Genomic DNA, 16,080 nt, shown 5'->3' with positions numbered 1-16,080 from the left:
AAACGTGCGCCATTATCGCAGAATCGGGAATGGAGAAAAGCTGGGCAGGCGATGTCATCCAGATGGGGACGAAGCCACACTTTTCACAGAGAAGTGGCGCCGTTTGTTACAATGAACTAAACGACAAAGGTGATCATCATGCCGCGTACCCCTATCCACCTCGCCACTTTCGCGCTGTTCCTGACTTGCCAGGCAGGATTGGCCGTGGCCCAGCAGCAGACCACGCAGCCGACCCCGAGCCCGGCACCGCCGAAACTCGAGCGTATCGAGCCGGGCAGCGACGTCCCCGCGACCACGATTCCGCCGAAGCGCGGCACCCAGATCAAGGAAACGCGCGACGGCGGCCAGGTCACCGAAGTCGAAGTCACCACGCCCGGTGGCAGCCATTACTACATGAAACCGAACACCCAGCCCGGCAACGCGCAGACCAATTCGATCCGCGCGCCGCAGTGGAAGGTGGGTGAATTCGACCTGTCGGGCAAGCGGAAAGCCACGAGCGAATCCGGTACCAACGCCCCGACGACGGCCGACGCGCCGCCTCCTCCTCCCATGCCGGCTACCGCCGAGCCAGAGAAGAAGTAACCAGCCCGGTCGCCCGCGGCGACCGCACCCGCGACTTTTCCTACTTACACAATGGCAGTCTTCACCCCGGTCACGCTGGATGACCTCTCCCAGTGGATCAAGCAATTTCCTCTTGGCAAAGCGCTCGCGCTCAAGGGCATCGCGAGCGGTATCGAAAACAGTAATTTCTTCCTGACGACGGAACGCGGCGAGTACGTCCTCACCATCTTCGAAAACCTGAGCTTCGAGCAACTGCCCTTCTACGTGCAGCTGATGCGCCACCTGGCCGAGCGCGGCATTCCCGTGCCGGCGCCGGTGGCGAACGACGCCGGCGAGCTCGTCGTGGCATTGCACGGCAAGCCGGCCGCCATCGTCAGCAAGCTCGACGGTAGCTCGCAGATGGATCCGCAGCCCGTCCACTGCGCCGAAGTGGGCACGATCCTCGCGAAGATGCACCTGGCCGGCCGCGACTTTGCGCTGCGCCAGCCGAACCTGCGCGGGCTGGACTGGTGGGTCGAGACGGTGCCGAAGGTCCTGCCGTTCCTCGACGCGGAGACGGCCGCGCTGTTGCAATCCGAACTCGCATTCCAGCGCGACTTCGCGGCTGGCTCGACGTATGCCGAGCTCGAGCGCGGCCCCGTCCATGCCGACCTGTTCCGCAACAACGTGATGTTCGTCGGCGAACGCCTGTCCGGCTGCTTCGACTTTTATTTTGCCGGCTGGGACACTTGGCTGTTCGACCTTGCCGTCACCGTCAACGACTGGTGCATCGACCTGGACACCGGCCGCCTCGACGAGGCACGCGTCGTGGCGCTGACGCGCGCCTACCACGCGGTCCGTCCATTCACGGCGGCCGACCACGCGGCATGGCTGCCGATGCTGCGCGCAGCGGCGCTGCGTTTCTGGCTGTCGCGCCTGTATGATTATCACCGTCCGCGCGAAGCCGAGATGCTCACGCCGCACGATCCGACCCACTTCGAACGCGTCCTGCGCGAGCGCATCGCGCTAGGCGCCCCCGACCTCACAGCATGAACGATTTACCCGCACGTACCGGATGGGAGTGGCTGAAACAAGGCATGGGCCTGTTCCGCAAACAGCCTGCCGCCCTGACGACGCTTCTCTTCGCCAATATCCTGTTCAGCATCGGCCTGTCGGCCGTGCCGATCCTGGGTTCGGTACTTGCGGTCGTATTGATTCCGTCGTTCACGATGGCGTTCATGCAGGCGTGCCTGATGATCGAGAACGGCGACCGGGTCACGCCGGCCGTGCTGCTGACGGGCTTCCGCCAGCCGGCGCTGGCCGCGCTGTGCAAGCTGGGGCTCGTCTACCTGGCCGTGTCGCTGCTGATGATGGTGATCACCCGGCTGGCGATTCCGCCCGAGGTGATCATGCAGATGATGCCGCGGCCGGACGCCAAGACGCCGCCGAACGTGCAGACGTCGCACATGCTGGCCCTGTTCGGCGTCTTTTTGCTGGACGTGGCCGTGCTGGTGACGCTGTGCTTCGCCGCCCCGCTCACCTACTGGAAGCACATGGGACCGGGCAAGGCCACGTTCTACAGCTTCTTCGCCGTCATCCGCACGGCGCGCCCGTTCCTCGTGCTGCTGGCGGCGTGGTTCGGCATCTTCTTCGGCGTGTGCATCGTCGCCGCGCTGGTATTCGGCGACGCGGCGCTGGGCCGCGTCGTGCTGATGTGGCTGATCTTCCTGTTCATGCTGCTGCTGCAGTGCGCGATGTATGCCGGCTACCGCACCATTTTCGGCAAGCCGATGGAAAAGGCACCGCAGCCTGCGTGATACGTTCGCGTGGGCTCGGGGAGCCCACCCTACGGCTAAAATGGCGATCAGGTAGCCGTAGGGTGGGCGGCCTCCGCCCACGCGGACGTTTGCACGCCGCATACGTCCGCGTGGGCACGTGATCGATGCCCCCGGCATCGATAACCCCACCCAACGACCGGTTATCGGCCGATCCGTTCCAGCTTGGCCACCGACAGGTCGAGCACCTTCATCCCCGCCGCGCCAAAATTGATCTGCGCGCGCGCGTTGCTGCCGCCGCCTTCGATGTTGACGATCACGCCCTCGCCGAAGCGCGCGTGGCTGACCGATTCGCCGATGCGCCAGCCGGTGCCGTTGCCGCCGGCCGACTTTTGCGCGATCTGCCTGGCGATATGATTGTCGCTGCCGCCTTCGCGGAACTCGGCATCGTCCCACGCCGTCGTCGACTTGCGGCCCGCGAACCAGTTCGTCTGCACGCGCGGCGTCAGCCATTTCAGCGCGTGCTCCGGCAGCTCGTCGAAGAAGCGCGACTTCATGTTGAAGCGCGTCTGGCCGTGCAGCATGCGCTGCTGCGTAAAGCTCATGTACAGGCGCCGGCGCGCGCGCGTGATCGCCACGTACATCAGGCGGCGTTCCTCGTCCACGCCATCCATCTCGCGCGCGCTGCTCTCGTGCGGGAACAGGCCCTCTTCCAGGCCCGTGATGAACACGGCGTCGAATTCCAACCCCTTCGCCGAGTGCACGGTCATCAGCTGGATCGCTTCCTGGCCGGCCTGCGCCTGGGCATCACCGGCTTCCAGCGACGCGTGCGCGAGGAAGGCGGACAGCGGCGACATCACCGCCGCCAGCGGCGCATCGCCATCGAGTACCTCGACGCCGTCGCCGTCGACGATCGCCGTGCCGCTCGCCGCGACCGCCTGCGGGCCGAGGTGGGCAGGCGCATGCGTGCCGAAGCCTTCTTCCTGCACGAACTGCGTGGCCGCACCGACCATCTGCTGCAAGTTCTCGATGCGTTCCTGGCCCTCTTTCTCGTTGCCATAGTGCGCGAGCAAGGTACTACGCTCGAGCACGACGCGCACCATTTCCGGCAGCGGCAATTGCTGGGTCTCGAAGCGCGCGCTCTCGATCAGCTTCACGAAGTTGCCGAGCGCCGTGCCGGCCTTGCCCGTCATGTACGGGACCGCCGCGTACAGCGACACGCGGTACGACTCCGCCGCCATCTGCAGCTGCTCGATCGAGCGGGCGCCGATGCCGCGCGTGGGGAAGTTCACGACGCGCAGGAATGCCGAGTCGTTGTGCGGGTTGTCCATCAACTGCAGGTAGGCGATGGCGTGCTTGACCTCGGCACGCTGGAAGTAGCGCAGGCCGCCGTACACGGTGTACGGGAGGCCGGCCGCGAACAGCGCGTGCTCGATCACGCGGCTCTGCGCGTTGGAGCGGTACAGCACGGCGATCTCGCTTTTCGACACGCCTTCGGCCATCAGGCTCTTGGCTTCGTCGATGATCCACTGCGCCTCTTCCAGGTCGGACGACGCTTCGTAGATGCGCACCGGCTCGCCCAGCCCCGCGTCCGTGCGCAGGTTCTTGCCGAGGCGTTTCGCGTTGTTCGAGATGAGGTGGTTGGCGCTGTCGAGGATATTGCCGTGCGAGCGGTAGTTCTGCTCCAGCTTGATCAGGTTCTTCACCTCGAAGTCGCGTTCGAACGCCTGCATGTTGCCCACGTTCGCACCGCGGAACGCGTAGATGCTCTGGTCGTCGTCGCCGACGGCGAACAGGGCGCCGCCGCGCTGCTCGCCGTGGCCCGCCAGCAGCTTCAACAGGTTGTATTGCAGGTCGTTGGTATCCTGGAACTCGTCGACGAGGATGTGGCGGAAGCGCATCTGGTAATGCTGGCGCAGCGGGTGATTGCGCTGCAGCAGCTCATAAGCGCGCAGCAGCAGCTCGGCGAAGTCGACGACGCCTTCGCGCTGGCATTGCTGGTCGTACAAGTCGTACAGCTCGGCCATGCGCTTCTGCACGTGGTCGTATGCCTCGACCTCGTGCGCGCGCTGGCCCCGGTCCTTGGCGTTGTTGATGAAGTACATCAGGTCCTTGGCCGGGTACTTCTCGTCGTCCACGTTCAGCGCCTTCAGCATGCGCTTGATCATCGACAGCTGGTCTTGCGAATCGAGGATCTGGAACGTCTGCGGCAGCGCGGCGTCGCGGTGGTGCGTGCGCAGCAGGCGGTTGCACAGGCCGTGGAACGTGCCGATCCACATGCCGCGCGTATTCACCGGCAGCATCGCCGAGAGGCGCGTGAGCATCTCCTTGGCGGCCTTGTTCGTGAAGGTCACGGCCATGATGCCGGCCGGGGACACCTGCCCGGTCTGGATCAGCCAGGCGATGCGGGTGGTCAACACCCGCGTCTTGCCGGACCCGGCGCCCGCGAGAATGAGGGCGCTCTGGGACGGCAGCGTAACGGCCGCCAGTTGTTCGGGGTTCAGATTGTCGAGGAGATTCATGCGGACATTATAAAACGTCGGGACGCCCTCGGCATCGCCGCGGCAGGATTTTTACTGATGATATATACAGTGTCACTGTTTCCGCAAGGCTCGCGAGCGCCGTGTTCATCACTTTTGACGTACTTTTGACGACAGATGCGGTCCAGCTCCGGATGCGGGCATGGACCGGTTTTGTGTAACGCAAGCGAACGCTATGGCATAAGGAGGTAACAAATGCTGAACCGTGTAGTGACGGTCGCCGCGCTGGCCGTCGGCGGCATGATGCTGTCCAAAAAACTCAAAGGCAATAAATCGGGCATGGGCTCGTCGATCATCGAAACCATCGAGGTCAACGTCCCCGTGCGTACCGCCTACAACCAGTGGACCCAGTTCGAGGACTTCCCGCAGTTCATGGGCAGCGTCCACGAGATCCGCCAGCTGGACGACAAGCGGCTGCACTGGAAGGCCAACGTGGCCGGCGAGGAAAAGGAATGGGATGCCGAGATCACGGAACAGATCCCGGACAAGCGCATCGCCTGGCGCAGCACGAGCGGCGTGCCGAACGGCGGCGTGGTGACCTTCCACAAGCTGTCCGACGACGCCACACGCATCACCCTGCAGATGGATTATGAGCCGGAAGGTCCGATCGAGAAGATCGGCGACGCCCTCGGCGCCGTCCGCCTGGAAGCCCGCGGCAACCTGCAGAAGTTCAAGGACCTGCTCGAGAAGCGCGGCAAGGAAACGGGCGCATGGCGCGGCAGCATCGCGCAGCACTGAGCACGACGCCTCTCATGAGCGCCGCCCGCCGGGCGGCGCTTTTTTTTTGGCAGGCGGACGTTGCGGACACGACCGACGGTGCGTTACCTAACACGGTACATGGGCGACCGGGGAGTAGGATGAAACCCTGACGGCATATCGGAATATGCCGGGCAACCGTTGAGGAGAAACCCATGGCAACGACAGACGACCCCGTACGGTCGAGGACGCAGGACGCGTTCCCCGTCGACAATCCCGTTCAGGCCCTGCTGCGCGACCACGACCTGGTACGCAAGCTCGCCGACGCGTACCGGAACACGCAAAGCGCCGACGTCCGGAAGCAGGCGGCGACCCAGCTGATCCAGGCGATCCACATGCACTCGCGCCTCGAGGAAGGCGTGTTCTATCCCGGCGTGCGCCGGGTGGACCCGAACCTGATCGCCCGCTTCGAGGAAGACCACCTCGCCGTCGACGACCTGCTGGCCACGCTGCAAGGCATGTCGCTGGACGAAGCCCGCACCGAGCCGCTGGTACGCGAACTCATCGATGCCGTCCTGAGCCATATCCGCCAGGAAGAAGAACAGCTGTTCCCCGAACTCAAGCAGGCCGCGCTCGACCTGACGTCGATCGGGCTGGAGATGCAGGCCTTCGAGGCCAATCTCGTGCATATGCAGGCGCAGCTGAGCGATCAGGCCTCGCGGCGCTAGCGTCGTCGCCCCCGCGAAGGCGGGGGCCTAATTTATGTGCAAGCCCGCTCAGTACTTGGGTCCCCGCCTGCGCGGGGACGACGTGCTTAAGCCAACAATATTTACCAAACCCTGCAGCGCTTTTCCTTCACCATCGGCTGCCCCGCCTTGCACTGGAACGCCTGCTGGAACTGCGGCATATTGACCATCAGCCCGTTGACGCGGTAACGTCCCGGCGAGTGCGGGTCCGTCATCGCGCTCACGCGCAGGTTTTCCGGACGATTGTTTTCGCAAGCCCATTGCGCGTAGCCGACAAAGAAACGCTGCTCCGGCGTGAGGCCGTCGCGCAACGGCTGCGGTTGCGCCTTCTGCGGCATCGCCGCCATCTCCGTTTGCCACGCCATCCAGCCGAGGATCAGCCCGCCCAGGTCGGCGACATCCTCGCCCAGCGTGAGCTTGCTGTTGATCTTGATGTCGTCGACGACCGTGTACTGCGCGTACTGGTCGACGATGCACTGGGCGCGCTCCTCGAACGCCTTGGCATCCTTCTTCGTCCACCAATCCTTCAGGTTGCCGTCGGCGTCGAACTGGCGGCCTTCGTCGTCGAAGGCGTGCGTCAGTTCATGGCCGATGGTGCCGCCCGTGTTGCCGTAGTTCGGTGCGTCGTCCATCTTCGGATCGAACAGCGGCGGCTGCAGCACGCCGGCCGGGAAGTTGATGTCGTTCATCTGCGGATCGAAGTACGCGTTCACCGTCGGCGGCGTCATGCCCCACTCCGAACGGTCGAGCGGCTTGCCGATCTTGGCCAGCTGGCGCCGTGCCTCGAACCGGTTGCCGCGCTCGACGTTGCCGGCGAAATCGCCCGCCTTCACGACGTAGGCGCTGTAGTCGCGCCACTTGTCCGGGTAGCCGATCTTGTTGACGATCGCGGCCAGTTTATTCTGCGCCTGCCGTTTCGTCTCCGCGCTCATCCAGTCGAGTTCGTCGATGTCCTTCTTCATCGCGTCTTCGATCTGGCGCGTCATGTGCAGCGCCTTGTCCTTCAGCTCGGGCGCGAATGCGCGGCCGACGAATTCCTGGCCCAGCGCCTCGCCCAGCTGGTGGTCGACGAGCGCCACGCAGCGCTTCCAGCGCGGTTGCTGCTGCTGCACGCCGCGCAGCGTCCTGCTGAAGAAATCGAAGTGCTCGTTGTCGAAGTTCGACGCCAGCACCGGCGACATGTTGCGCGCCACGTGCCAGCGCAGGTAGGTGCGGGTGGCGTCCGCGCCGTTCGTCTTCCACATCTTGCCGAGCGCCTTGAAGAACGCGGGTTCGGTGACGTTGAACGTGCCCAGGCTGCCCTCGCCCAGCTCGTCGAGGTAGGCGTGCCAGTCGAAGCCCGGCGTCAACGCCTGCAGGCCTTGTGCGTCGACCTTGTGGAACAGTTTATGCGGGTCGCGCTTGTCGACGGCCGACAGCGATGCCTTCGCCAGCGTCGTCTCCATCCGCATCACGCGCGCCGCGTTGCGTTGCGCCGCCGCGGGCGTATCGCCCAGCAGCTTGAACGTGTTCGCGATGTGCGCGACATATTTGGCGCGGATTTCCTTCGACTTGGCGTCGGTCTTGAGGTAAGAGTCGCGGTCCGGCAGGCCCAGGCCGCCCGCGACGGCGAACGCGATCACGCGCGAGGAGTCCGCGAAATCCTGGCTCGACGAGAAACCGAAGAACAGGCCCGGATCCGCGAGCGCCAGTTGCAGGCGCGCGAGCACGCGCGGCAGGTCGCGGTTCGACTGGATGGTCGCGATCTCGTCGAAATACGGCGTCAGCGGCGCGGCGCCGCGCGCTTCGATCGCCTTCTCGTCCATGCAGGCGCCGAAGTAATCGCCGATCTTTTGCTGGTTCGCGTTACGGCCATCCTGGCGCTGCGCGAGGTCTTCGAGGATGCCCCACAGGTAGCGGCGGTTGTCCAGCGCCAGCTTGCCGTACACGGACCAGCGCGCCTGGTCGGCGGGGATCGGATTGTTCCTGATCCAGCCGCCGCACGCGTACTGGTAAAAATCGACGCATGGGTCGGCGCTGCGGTCCATCGAGTTCACGTCCAGGCCCGGCGTGTACGGGAACGACGTGGCGGGACGCTCGGCCGGCGTCTGGGCGGTGGCGATGGAGGCGCATCCGGCCAGGACGGCACAGACGGCAAGACGAAGGGACAAGCGCATGAATATTCCTGGTAAGAATGACCCCTCATGCTGCCATGCTGTGATCATTCATGCAATGCGATATCGCGGATCGCGTAACCCTCCGGCAAGGCGAACGTGGACGCCGGGACGTCGCCGAACTTGAGGTTGTCGACATGCGAGACGATGTCGCCAAACTCCGGCATGTTCAACTGGAGGTACACGACGGTCGCCAGATCGGTCGAAAACCACGTTTCGACCTTGTGCACCAGGGGCTTCTCGTTGCCCTGGGCGCCGGCGGGCACGGTGAATTCCGAACGGCTGCCGTTCGCCTTGACGCCGGCGATCACCTTCTCGCCCAGGTCGGTCGTCGCGCCCGGCGCGACGGGCGGCTGTACGGGCGCCGCTTCGTCCAGCGCGGCCCCCTGCAGGCGCAGGACTTCCTTGCGCTCCGGGCAGACGAGGTAGACCGCATGTTGCGTCGGATCGGCGATGACGATGCGCGCCAGCCCGAACGACGACGACACCGTACGCGAGCGGCCATCCTTGTCGTAAGCATACGACGTCTTCGTTTGCGACTTTTGCGCATTGCCGCCGGCGAGCGCGATGCTCGTGTCCGTCACGTAATCGTAGGTGTACGCCAGCGGCTTGCCGGCGCCGGCAAGGATCCTGAGCCTGGCGACGGCAGCGTTGTACTCGACGCGGAGGCGTTGGGGGCTGAATTGATCGGCATGATGCGCCTGCATGATGCCGGTGACGTCGGGCCGCGTCATGTCGCCAGTCTGGGCAGCGGCGGGCAGGATCTGGCACGCGACCAGCAGGCTGAACAGGATTGCGGAAACTTTCATGGTCTTCCCTTTCGTTGGTAAGCAATCAGCGGCGCACGATTTCGCGCACCGTATAGTCGGCCGGCACGGCAAACAGGGCCGTCGGCGGTTCGAGGCGGTAGAGGTTCCGCACGCGCATCACGCTGTCCCCCATGAACGGGTTGGACATCCTCATCTCGAGGGGAATCCACAGGTCGCGCGCGATCCACACTTCCGTCGTGCTGATCATCGGCTTGACGTTGCCGCTCGCCCCCGCCGGCACGGTCACGGTCGTGTGGGTGCCGGTGGCCGTCAATCCCTCGATCTGCTTCGTGCCGAGCGAACGCGACTGGGCTACCGTGCCCGCCGCGTCGACGTTCAGCGCCGGCGCCAGTTGCTCGGCCACCTTCGCGGCACCGGGCACGGATGCCGCCGGACCGGCGGGCGCCGCGATGGCCATCCGGTAGCCCGTCTTCGTGTCCGGATACAGGCGGTAGCTCATGCCCCCGACCGGATCCTGGATCTGCACGAGCGGCTTGCCATTCCATTCCGATTCGACCCGGGTGCGTCCATCGCTGTCGCGGTACAGCTTCTCCGTGTTGCGCCGGACGATGCGGTTGCCGTCGGCCAGCACCTTGACCGTTTCCGTCACGCGCTCGGCGGAATACGGCAGGCTGCGCACCGTGCAATCGTCGGTACAGCGGGTCGACGCGCTGGTCTGCAGCAGCATCAATTCCAGCGCTTCATTCGCCGCCCCGCCCTGCTGCGCATGGGCCAGCGGCGCCAGCGCAAGCAAAGCGAGGCCGGCGGACAGGAAAGTCCGTTTCATCACTCCTCCTTGGAAAAAACTTCAGTTCACGGCCAGCCGTATCGCCAGCGGTTCGCCCGTCCCCGCCACCAGCAGTTCCGCGTGGACCAGTTCCTGCGGTGCGTCCGCCACGATCGGAATCCCCATCTGCACGAGGGCCGCGCGCGGCAGGTTCGCCTGCTTCAATTGCGGATTCGGCGCGGCCGCCATGCGCTCCGGCGGCACGAGCGGCACGAACCCGACGTCGGCCGCCGCCAGCACGCGCACCACGCGGGGCGATGGCGCTGCCGTGGGCAGCAAACTCATGCCGGCAATGGCCAGCGCACACGCCGCCGCGCCGATGCCGGCCCAGGACGCGACCGCATCGGCGCTCCACCGGCGATACCACGGCCGCGGCGCGTGGCGTTGCCTGAAAGCGCGCAGCAGCGCCTGTTCCACACGGTCCGGCGGCGCCGCCTGCGCGAGCACGCGGCGCGCGTCCCGCCATGCCGGCGCCGGAGCCTTGCCATTCCCGTCTTCGAATTCCAACCTGTTCATGCGATGTCCTTTGCGATGGCCCGGTACGGCGCGAGCGCCTGCGCCAGCGCGGCACGGCCGCGCGCCAGGCGCGATCTCACGGTGCCGATCTCCAGCTGGCAGATCTGGGCAATTTCCTGGTACGACTTTTCGTGCAGCTCGAACAAGATCACCACGTCGCGGTAATGCGGCGCCAGCACGGCCAGTCCGCGCCGCAGCTGCTCGACCGCTTCGTCGTCGAGCAGCTTGCCCAGCGGCCCCGCCGCCGGATCGGCCACCTCCCAGCCGTCGTCCTCGTCGCCGTCGCCCGCGGCCTGCACCCAACGGCTGTTCTGGCGCGCATGGCTCAGCACGAGGTTGCGGGCCACGCCGTACAGGAAATTGGCGAGCATGCCTTTCAACGGATCGAAGCCATAAATGTCGTTCAGGAGGCCCATGAACACGTCCTGTACGACGTCCGCCGCCACGTCCGGCGCGCCGCTGTGCAGCAGCGCGAAACTGTACAAGCCGCTGCGGTGGCGCCGGTACAGGGTCTGGAATGCGGCCTCGTCGCCCTGTCGGATCGCGCGCAGCAGTTGTAAGTCGTCGGTCTCGTTCACGTCGGGTTCGTTCGTTCTTTTCTTTTATTTGAACGGGGCGAGGGAAAAGTTCCAGAATATTTACAGGAAATGAAAATGTAGTATTGCTACTGTTTACTAAGCATCAATTATGTAGTTCAATAACAAGAACAACACCAAGAATGCCCGATGCACATCGCCCGCGACGCCGATCCCGCCCTGCTCCCCGCTCTCGCCGCCGGCGGCGTGCGCTTCGTCTTCGATGGCCCGGCCGACTTGCGCGCCGTCGCGCTGGCCGGCACCTTCAACAGCTGGGTGGGCGATGCCCGCATGCTCGAACGCGTGACGCCGACCCGCTGGACCTGCACCCTGCCGCTGCCGCCCGGCCGCCACCTGTACAAATTCGTGCTGGACGATACGCACTGGATCGCCGATCCCGCCAACCCGTGGATGTCCGAAGATGGGCAGGGCAATTCCTGCGTCACCGTCTGCCTGGACGGCACCGTGTTCCTGCGCCGGCGCGGCCTGCGTGCGGAAGCGCCGGGCGCGCTGTACCGGAATCATCAAGCGTTGACGAGCCTCGCGTGGCTGCCCGACGCCGTGGTCTACCAGCTGTCGGTACGCGCGTTCGGCGGCGACTTCGACGGCGTGCGTGCGCGCCTCGGCCACCTTGCCGACCTGGGCGTGAACACGATCTGGATGATGCCGATCCACCCGATCGGCGTGGCCTGCCGGCGCGGCAGCCTGGGTGACCCGTATGCGGTGCGCGACTTCGAGGCCATCGACCCGGCGCTCGGCGACGAAGACGGCCTGCGGCGGCTGGTGGACGCGATCCACGCGCGCGGCATGCGCATCGTGTTCGACTGGACGCTGAACCGCAGCAGCGTCGACCATCCGCTGACGGTGACTCACCCCGGCTGGTTCCAGCGCGACCGCGCAGGCAAGGTGATGTATGCCGTGCCGCACCGCGAGTATTTTGCCGGCTTCGATTTCAGCAATCCCGACCTGCGCCGCTACCTGGTCGATACGATGTGCCGCTGGGTCGAACGCTTCGGCCTGGACGGCATGCGCTTCGACGATGCCGACATTACGCCGACGGATTTCCTGGACGAGATCCGCGCCGCGGCGCGACCGTCTTCATCGACGGCTTGCCGGACGGCGTGATCGGCATGGTGCGCAGCCTGGACGGCGGGATCCCGCACGACATACCGGCCGCACGAAACGCGGAACAGACGGAAGAAACGTGGGCGCTGCCGCCCACGCGGACGTTGGCGGGATCAGAACACCACGACCGACCGGATCGACTCGCCCTTCTTCATCAGGTCGAAGCCATCGTTGATCTGGTCGAGCGTCAGGTGATGGGTGATGAGATCATCGATATTGATCTTGTTTTCCATGTACCAGTCGACGATCTTCGGCACGTCCGTACGGCCGCGCGCGCCGCCGAACGCCGAGCCTTTCCACACGCGGCCCGTAACGAGCTGGAACGGACGCGTCGCGATTTCCTTGCCCGCTTCCGCCACGCCGATGATGATCGATTGGCCCCAGCCCTTGTGGCAGCACTCCAGCGCCTGGCGCATCGTCGTGACGTTGCCGATGCATTCGAACGAGTAGTCCGCGCCGCCGTCCGTCAGCTGGACGATGGTGTCGACGACGTTCTCGACTTCCTTCGGATTGACGAAGTGCGTCATGCCGAATTTACGGGCCATCTCTTCGCGGCCCGGGTTGAGGTCCACGCCGATGATTTTATCGGCGCCGACCATCTTCGCCGCCTGGATCACGTTCAGGCCGATGCCGCCCAGGCCGAACACGACGACGTTCGCGCCCGCCTCGACCTTCGCCGTGAAGATCACGGCGCCGATGCCCGTCGTGACGCCGCAGCCGATGTAGCAGATCTTGTCGAACGGGGCGTCCGAACGGACTTTCGCCAGCGCGATTTCCGGCACCACGATGTAGTTCGAGAAGGTGGACGTGCCCATGTAGTGGTAGATCGGCTTGCCGTCCAGCGAGAAGCGCGACGTCGCATCCGGCATCAGGCCGCGGCCCTGCGTCGAGCGGATGGCCTGGCACAGGTTCGTCTTTTGCGACAGGCAGAATTTGCATTGGCGGCATTCCGGCGTGTACAACGGGATGACGTGGTCGTCTTTACGGAGGCTCGTCACGCCCGGGCCGACGTCGACGACGACGCCCGCGCCCTCATGGCCCAGGATGGCCGGGAAGATGCCTTCCGGGTCGGCGCCGGACAGTGTGTAGTAGTCGGTATGGCAGATGCCCGTCGCCTTGACTTCGACGAGCACCTCGCCCGCCTTCGGGCCCTCGAGTTCGACCTCTTCGATCGTCAGCGGTTTCCCTGCCTGCCATGCAATCGCGGCCCTGGTTTTCATGTTTACGGTCCCTGGAAGATGATGAAAGAATGATCGGCATGATACCAAGCCGGCACAAAACCTACTTTCCCTTCAACCGTCCCGCGAACGCCCCGTGCAGGCCGTTAAGTAATTCCTCCGCCGCCACGAGCTGCTCCGCCACTTCGTTGACCTTGCGCCGGCTCGAGCGCGCATGGTCGCGCAGCACCTCGAACGCCGTGTTGCGGTCCGTCTGGTAGCGCGCCATCAGCAGCCCCACCGCCAGGCTCGTCTCGCGACCCGCCGCCAGCGCGGCGTTCAGGTTCGCTTCGGTGCGGCGCAACTGGCGGATCTCGTCGGCGCGGGCCAGCGCGGATTCGAACGCGGGAATCAGGCGCGCGGCATCGACCGGCTTCACGACGAAGCCGACGGCCCCGTGGCTGGCGGCCTGGCGCGCCGTCTCGGCATCGTCGACCGACGACAGGAACATGAACGCGACCGACGTGTGCTCCCTGAGGCGGCGCGCCAGGTCGAGGCCGGACATGCCGGGCATGCTGATGTCGAGCAGGGCCAGCGCGATGTCGGCTTCGCGTTCGGCCACGCGCTGCAGCGCTTCGGCGGCCGATTCGGCCGTCATCGTCTCGTAACCGGAATGGTCCAGTACGGTTTTCAGGTAATCGAGCAGGAGGGGATCGTCGTCGACCAGCAGGATCAGCCGGCGGGGAGGCGGGTACGCGCTCATTGTTATGGTTCTCGCAGCGAGAGGTTGCACGCGACCGTTGCGGCGCGCGGTCGCATGGGCGCCTGCGGCGCGCCAAAAATATAGCACGTTGACAAGCCGTCTCGTCAAAGAAATTCACAATCTCTGCGCTTACGCAACAACTGTTGCGCACGATTGAAATCCGATTGCATATGTATAACTTCTCAAAATAAACTGATTTTCGCTACCCAAAGCGGGTAGCGAAGATGTATCGGTAGTTAAAGGAGTACGACCAATAAGCGGCGGCCCACAAGGCCAGCTGCGATAACGATATTTTCTTAGACGGAGAAAACACCGATGAATCAGAAAATCACTCGCGCATCGAAGATGGTCCCGGTCCTCGGGCTGTGCGTGGCGGCCCTGGCCGTCGCGTTCTCGGGCAGTGTGTCGGCCGCGCCCGACACGACCCGCGTGATCGTCGCCTTCAAACCCGGCGCGGCTGCCAACATTAAGTCCGCCGTCGCGGCCGCCCGGGGCACGGTCAAGCAGGACATCTTCAACATGAACGCGATGGCCATCGAAGTGCCGACGGCCGCGCTGCAGGGCCTGCAGCACAATCCGAACGTCGAGTACGTCGAGGAAGACGTGATCCGCAAACCGTTCGCGCTGACGACACCGTCGACCGGCGTACCGTACACGTCCGGCCAGCTGGTGCCGTACGGCATCAAGCAGGTGCAGGCCGACCAGCTGTCCGATGCGAACACGAGCAACCGCAAGATCTGCATCATCGACTCCGGTGTCGATTTCAGCCATGAAGACCTGAAGAACAACGGCGCCAACGTCACCGGCGAATACGATTCCGGCACGGGCTGGTGGTACACGGACGAAACCCACCACGGCACCCACGTGTTCGGCACCATCGCCGGCGTGAACAACGGCCTGGGTGTCGTCGGCGTGAACCCGAACAAGCAGCTCAAGCTGCACATCGTGAAAGTGTTCGGCAAGGATGGCGCGTGGACGTATTCTTCGACCCTGGCCAACGCGGCGAATAAATGCGGCGCGGCGGGCGCGAACGTCATCACGATGTCGCTGGGCGGCGGTGCCAGGAGCATCACCGAGCAGCGCGCGTTCGACAACCTGCAGACCAAGGGCGTCCTCTCGATCGCGGCGGCGGGCAACGACGGCAATTCGACGACGTCGTACCCGGCCGGCTACACGAGCGTGATGTCGGTGGCGGCCGTGGACGAGAACAAGGTCGTCGCCTCGTTCTCGCAATACAACAAGGATGTCGAGATCGCCGGTCCCGGTGTGGCCGTGCTGTCGACCGTCCCGATGGGCACCGGCGTCGACACCGCGCTGACGGTCGGCTCGACGAACTACGCCTCGTCGGCGATGGAAGGCTCGCCCGTCAAGACCGCGACGGCGCCGCTGGCCGACTTCGGCATCGGCGACACCGTCAACTCGTCCGTCTCCGGCAAGGTCTGCCTGATCCAGCGCGGCACCGTCGACTTCGCGACCAAGGTCGCCAACTGCCAGAACAGCGGCGGCGTGGGCGCGATCGTCTACAACAACGTGGCGGGCGCATTCGGCGGCACGCTGGGCACGACCGTCACGACGATCCCGTCGCTGACCGCCTCCGACACGGACGGCGCCGCGATGAAGGCCCAGCTGGGTAGTAGCGCGACGGTGGCCGTGAAGGCATCGAACTACGCCTACTTCGACGGCACCTCGATGGCCACGCCGCACGTGTCGGCCGTCGCCGCACTGGTGTGGAGCTACTTCCCGACCTGCACGGGCGCTCAGATCCGTACGTCGCTGGACAACAGCGCGCTCGACCTGGGCACGGCCGGCCGCGACACGAAGTACGGCTACGGTCTCGTGCAGGCCAAGGCGGCGTACGATCGCATCAAGGCGCTGGGCTGCGGTAAATAGCCCATCAT

15 protein-coding genes are annotated in these 16,080 nt (G+C 65.1%); 7 read left to right on the top strand and 8 right to left on the bottom strand.

The window, feature by feature from the left end:
• The first annotated feature begins 138 nt into the window (after positions 1 to 138).
• From ACEN98_RS20245 to ACEN98_RS20235, 3 genes are read left to right on the top strand one after another with little or no spacing between them, the layout of a single operon-like run.
• Complete coding sequence (locus tag ACEN98_RS20245) at positions 139 to 582, top strand: DUF2782 domain-containing protein (protein WP_413386741.1); 444 nt, start codon at positions 139 to 141, stop codon at positions 580 to 582.
• Positions 583 to 633: 51 nt separating this feature from the next.
• Positions 634 to 1,593, top strand: a complete 960-nt coding sequence (locus ACEN98_RS20240; protein ID WP_413386739.1) for a homoserine kinase — start codon at positions 634 to 636, stop codon at positions 1,591 to 1,593.
• Positions 1,590 to 2,357 (top strand): BPSS1780 family membrane protein, encoded by a 768-nt coding sequence (locus ACEN98_RS20235; protein WP_413386737.1) that lies wholly within the window; start codon positions 1,590 to 1,592, stop codon positions 2,355 to 2,357. Before ACEN98_RS20240 ends, ACEN98_RS20235 begins: the two co-directional genes overlap by 4 nt.
• A 161-nt stretch (positions 2,358 to 2,518) precedes the next feature.
• On the opposite strand, the gene ACEN98_RS20230 is transcribed toward ACEN98_RS20235, so the two are convergent.
• Entirely contained in the window at positions 2,519 to 4,837 is a 2,319-nt protein-coding gene (locus ACEN98_RS20230) for a UvrD-helicase domain-containing protein (protein WP_413386735.1), read from the bottom strand.
• Between the two features lie 213 nt (positions 4,838 to 5,050).
• Between ACEN98_RS20230 and ACEN98_RS20225 the strand changes: the two genes are divergently transcribed.
• Entirely contained in the window at positions 5,051 to 5,593 is a 543-nt protein-coding gene (locus tag ACEN98_RS20225) for an SRPBCC family protein (RefSeq protein ID WP_413339763.1), read from the top strand.
• A gap of 173 nt (positions 5,594 to 5,766) precedes the next feature.
• Positions 5,767 to 6,279: a hemerythrin domain-containing protein gene (locus ACEN98_RS20220; protein WP_413386733.1), complete on the top strand. Its 513-nt coding sequence runs from the start codon at positions 5,767 to 5,769 to the stop codon at positions 6,277 to 6,279.
• Positions 6,280 to 6,380: 101 nt separating this feature from the next.
• Here the strand turns inward: ACEN98_RS20220 and ACEN98_RS20215 are convergent, their stop codons facing one another.
• From ACEN98_RS20215 to ACEN98_RS20195, 5 genes are read right to left on the bottom strand one after another with little or no spacing between them, the layout of a single operon-like run.
• On the bottom strand, positions 6,381 to 8,453 hold the full coding sequence (locus tag ACEN98_RS20215; protein WP_413386731.1) for a M13 family metallopeptidase: 2,073 nt from the start codon (positions 8,451 to 8,453) through the stop codon (positions 6,381 to 6,383).
• 44 nt (positions 8,454 to 8,497) lie between these two features.
• Positions 8,498 to 9,259: a hypothetical protein gene (locus tag ACEN98_RS20210; protein WP_413386729.1), complete on the bottom strand. Its 762-nt coding sequence runs from the start codon at positions 9,257 to 9,259 to the stop codon at positions 8,498 to 8,500.
• Between the two features lie 25 nt (positions 9,260 to 9,284).
• Positions 9,285 to 10,046 carry a hypothetical protein gene (locus tag ACEN98_RS20205; RefSeq protein ID WP_413386727.1) on the bottom strand — a complete coding sequence of 254 codons (762 nt, stop codon included), beginning with the start codon at positions 10,044 to 10,046 and terminating at the stop codon, positions 9,285 to 9,287.
• Between the two features lie 21 nt (positions 10,047 to 10,067).
• Positions 10,068 to 10,562 (bottom strand): hypothetical protein, encoded by a 495-nt coding sequence (locus tag ACEN98_RS20200; RefSeq protein ID WP_413386725.1) that lies wholly within the window; start codon positions 10,560 to 10,562, stop codon positions 10,068 to 10,070.
• Positions 10,559 to 11,140: an RNA polymerase sigma factor gene (locus ACEN98_RS20195; protein WP_413386723.1), complete on the bottom strand. Its 582-nt coding sequence runs from the start codon at positions 11,138 to 11,140 to the stop codon at positions 10,559 to 10,561. The genes ACEN98_RS20200 and ACEN98_RS20195 overlap by 4 nt, the downstream gene beginning before the upstream one ends.
• Positions 11,141 to 11,287: 147 nt before the next feature.
• Between ACEN98_RS20195 and ACEN98_RS20190 the strand changes: the two genes are divergently transcribed.
• On the top strand, positions 11,288 to 12,262 hold the full coding sequence (locus ACEN98_RS20190; RefSeq protein ID WP_413386721.1) for an alpha-amylase family glycosyl hydrolase: 975 nt from the start codon (positions 11,288 to 11,290) through the stop codon (positions 12,260 to 12,262).
• 113 nt (positions 12,263 to 12,375) lie between these two features.
• Here ACEN98_RS20190 and ACEN98_RS20185 read toward each other — a convergent pair whose 3' ends face one another.
• Together ACEN98_RS20185 and ACEN98_RS20180 are read right to left on the bottom strand one after the other, a co-directional pair.
• Positions 12,376 to 13,482 carry an S-(hydroxymethyl)glutathione dehydrogenase/class III alcohol dehydrogenase gene (locus ACEN98_RS20185; protein WP_371766092.1) on the bottom strand — a complete coding sequence of 369 codons (1,107 nt, stop codon included), beginning with the start codon at positions 13,480 to 13,482 and terminating at the stop codon, positions 12,376 to 12,378.
• 61 nt (positions 13,483 to 13,543) lie between these two features.
• Positions 13,544 to 14,182 (bottom strand): ANTAR domain-containing response regulator, encoded by a 639-nt coding sequence (locus ACEN98_RS20180; RefSeq protein WP_413386719.1) that lies wholly within the window; start codon positions 14,180 to 14,182, stop codon positions 13,544 to 13,546.
• A gap of 315 nt (positions 14,183 to 14,497) precedes the next feature.
• On the opposite strand from ACEN98_RS20180, the gene ACEN98_RS20175 reads away from it, so the two are divergent.
• Entirely contained in the window at positions 14,498 to 16,072 is a 1,575-nt protein-coding gene (locus ACEN98_RS20175; RefSeq protein WP_413386717.1) for a S8 family serine peptidase, read from the top strand.
• Positions 16,073 to 16,080 lie beyond the last annotated feature (8 nt).

The organism is Massilia sp. CT11-137 (assembly GCF_047302885.1).
Taxonomy (GTDB): domain Bacteria; phylum Pseudomonadota; class Gammaproteobacteria; order Burkholderiales; family Burkholderiaceae_D; genus Telluria; species Telluria orientalis.
This window is presented reverse-complemented; position numbering and strand designations above follow the sequence as displayed.

Excerpts from the sequence above, each read along its gene's own strand:
- ACEN98_RS20245 (WP_413386741.1), top strand. The coding sequence starts at position 139 with ATGCCGCGTACCCCTATCCACCTCGCCACTTTCGCGCTGTTCCTGACT.
- ACEN98_RS20240 (WP_413386739.1), top strand. The coding sequence starts at position 634 with ATGGCAGTCTTCACCCCGGTCACGCTGGATGACCTCTCCCAGTGGATC.
- ACEN98_RS20235 (WP_413386737.1), top strand. The coding sequence starts at position 1,590 with ATGAACGATTTACCCGCACGTACCGGATGGGAGTGGCTGAAACAAGGC.
- ACEN98_RS20230 (WP_413386735.1), bottom strand. The coding sequence starts at position 4,837 with ATGAATCTCCTCGACAATCTGAACCCCGAACAACTGGCGGCCGTTACG.
- ACEN98_RS20225 (WP_413339763.1), top strand. The coding sequence starts at position 5,051 with ATGCTGAACCGTGTAGTGACGGTCGCCGCGCTGGCCGTCGGCGGCATG.
- ACEN98_RS20220 (WP_413386733.1), top strand. The coding sequence starts at position 5,767 with ATGGCAACGACAGACGACCCCGTACGGTCGAGGACGCAGGACGCGTTC.
- ACEN98_RS20215 (WP_413386731.1), bottom strand. The coding sequence starts at position 8,453 with ATGCGCTTGTCCCTTCGTCTTGCCGTCTGTGCCGTCCTGGCCGGATGC.
- ACEN98_RS20210 (WP_413386729.1), bottom strand. The coding sequence starts at position 9,259 with ATGAAAGTTTCCGCAATCCTGTTCAGCCTGCTGGTCGCGTGCCAGATC.
- ACEN98_RS20205 (WP_413386727.1), bottom strand. The coding sequence starts at position 10,046 with ATGAAACGGACTTTCCTGTCCGCCGGCCTCGCTTTGCTTGCGCTGGCG.
- ACEN98_RS20200 (WP_413386725.1), bottom strand. The coding sequence starts at position 10,562 with ATGAACAGGTTGGAATTCGAAGACGGGAATGGCAAGGCTCCGGCGCCG.
- ACEN98_RS20190 (WP_413386721.1), top strand. The coding sequence starts at position 11,288 with ATGCACATCGCCCGCGACGCCGATCCCGCCCTGCTCCCCGCTCTCGCC.
- ACEN98_RS20185 (WP_371766092.1), bottom strand. The coding sequence starts at position 13,482 with ATGAAAACCAGGGCCGCGATTGCATGGCAGGCAGGGAAACCGCTGACG.
- ACEN98_RS20180 (WP_413386719.1), bottom strand. The coding sequence starts at position 14,182 with ATGAGCGCGTACCCGCCTCCCCGCCGGCTGATCCTGCTGGTCGACGAC.
- ACEN98_RS20175 (WP_413386717.1), top strand. The coding sequence starts at position 14,498 with ATGAATCAGAAAATCACTCGCGCATCGAAGATGGTCCCGGTCCTCGGG.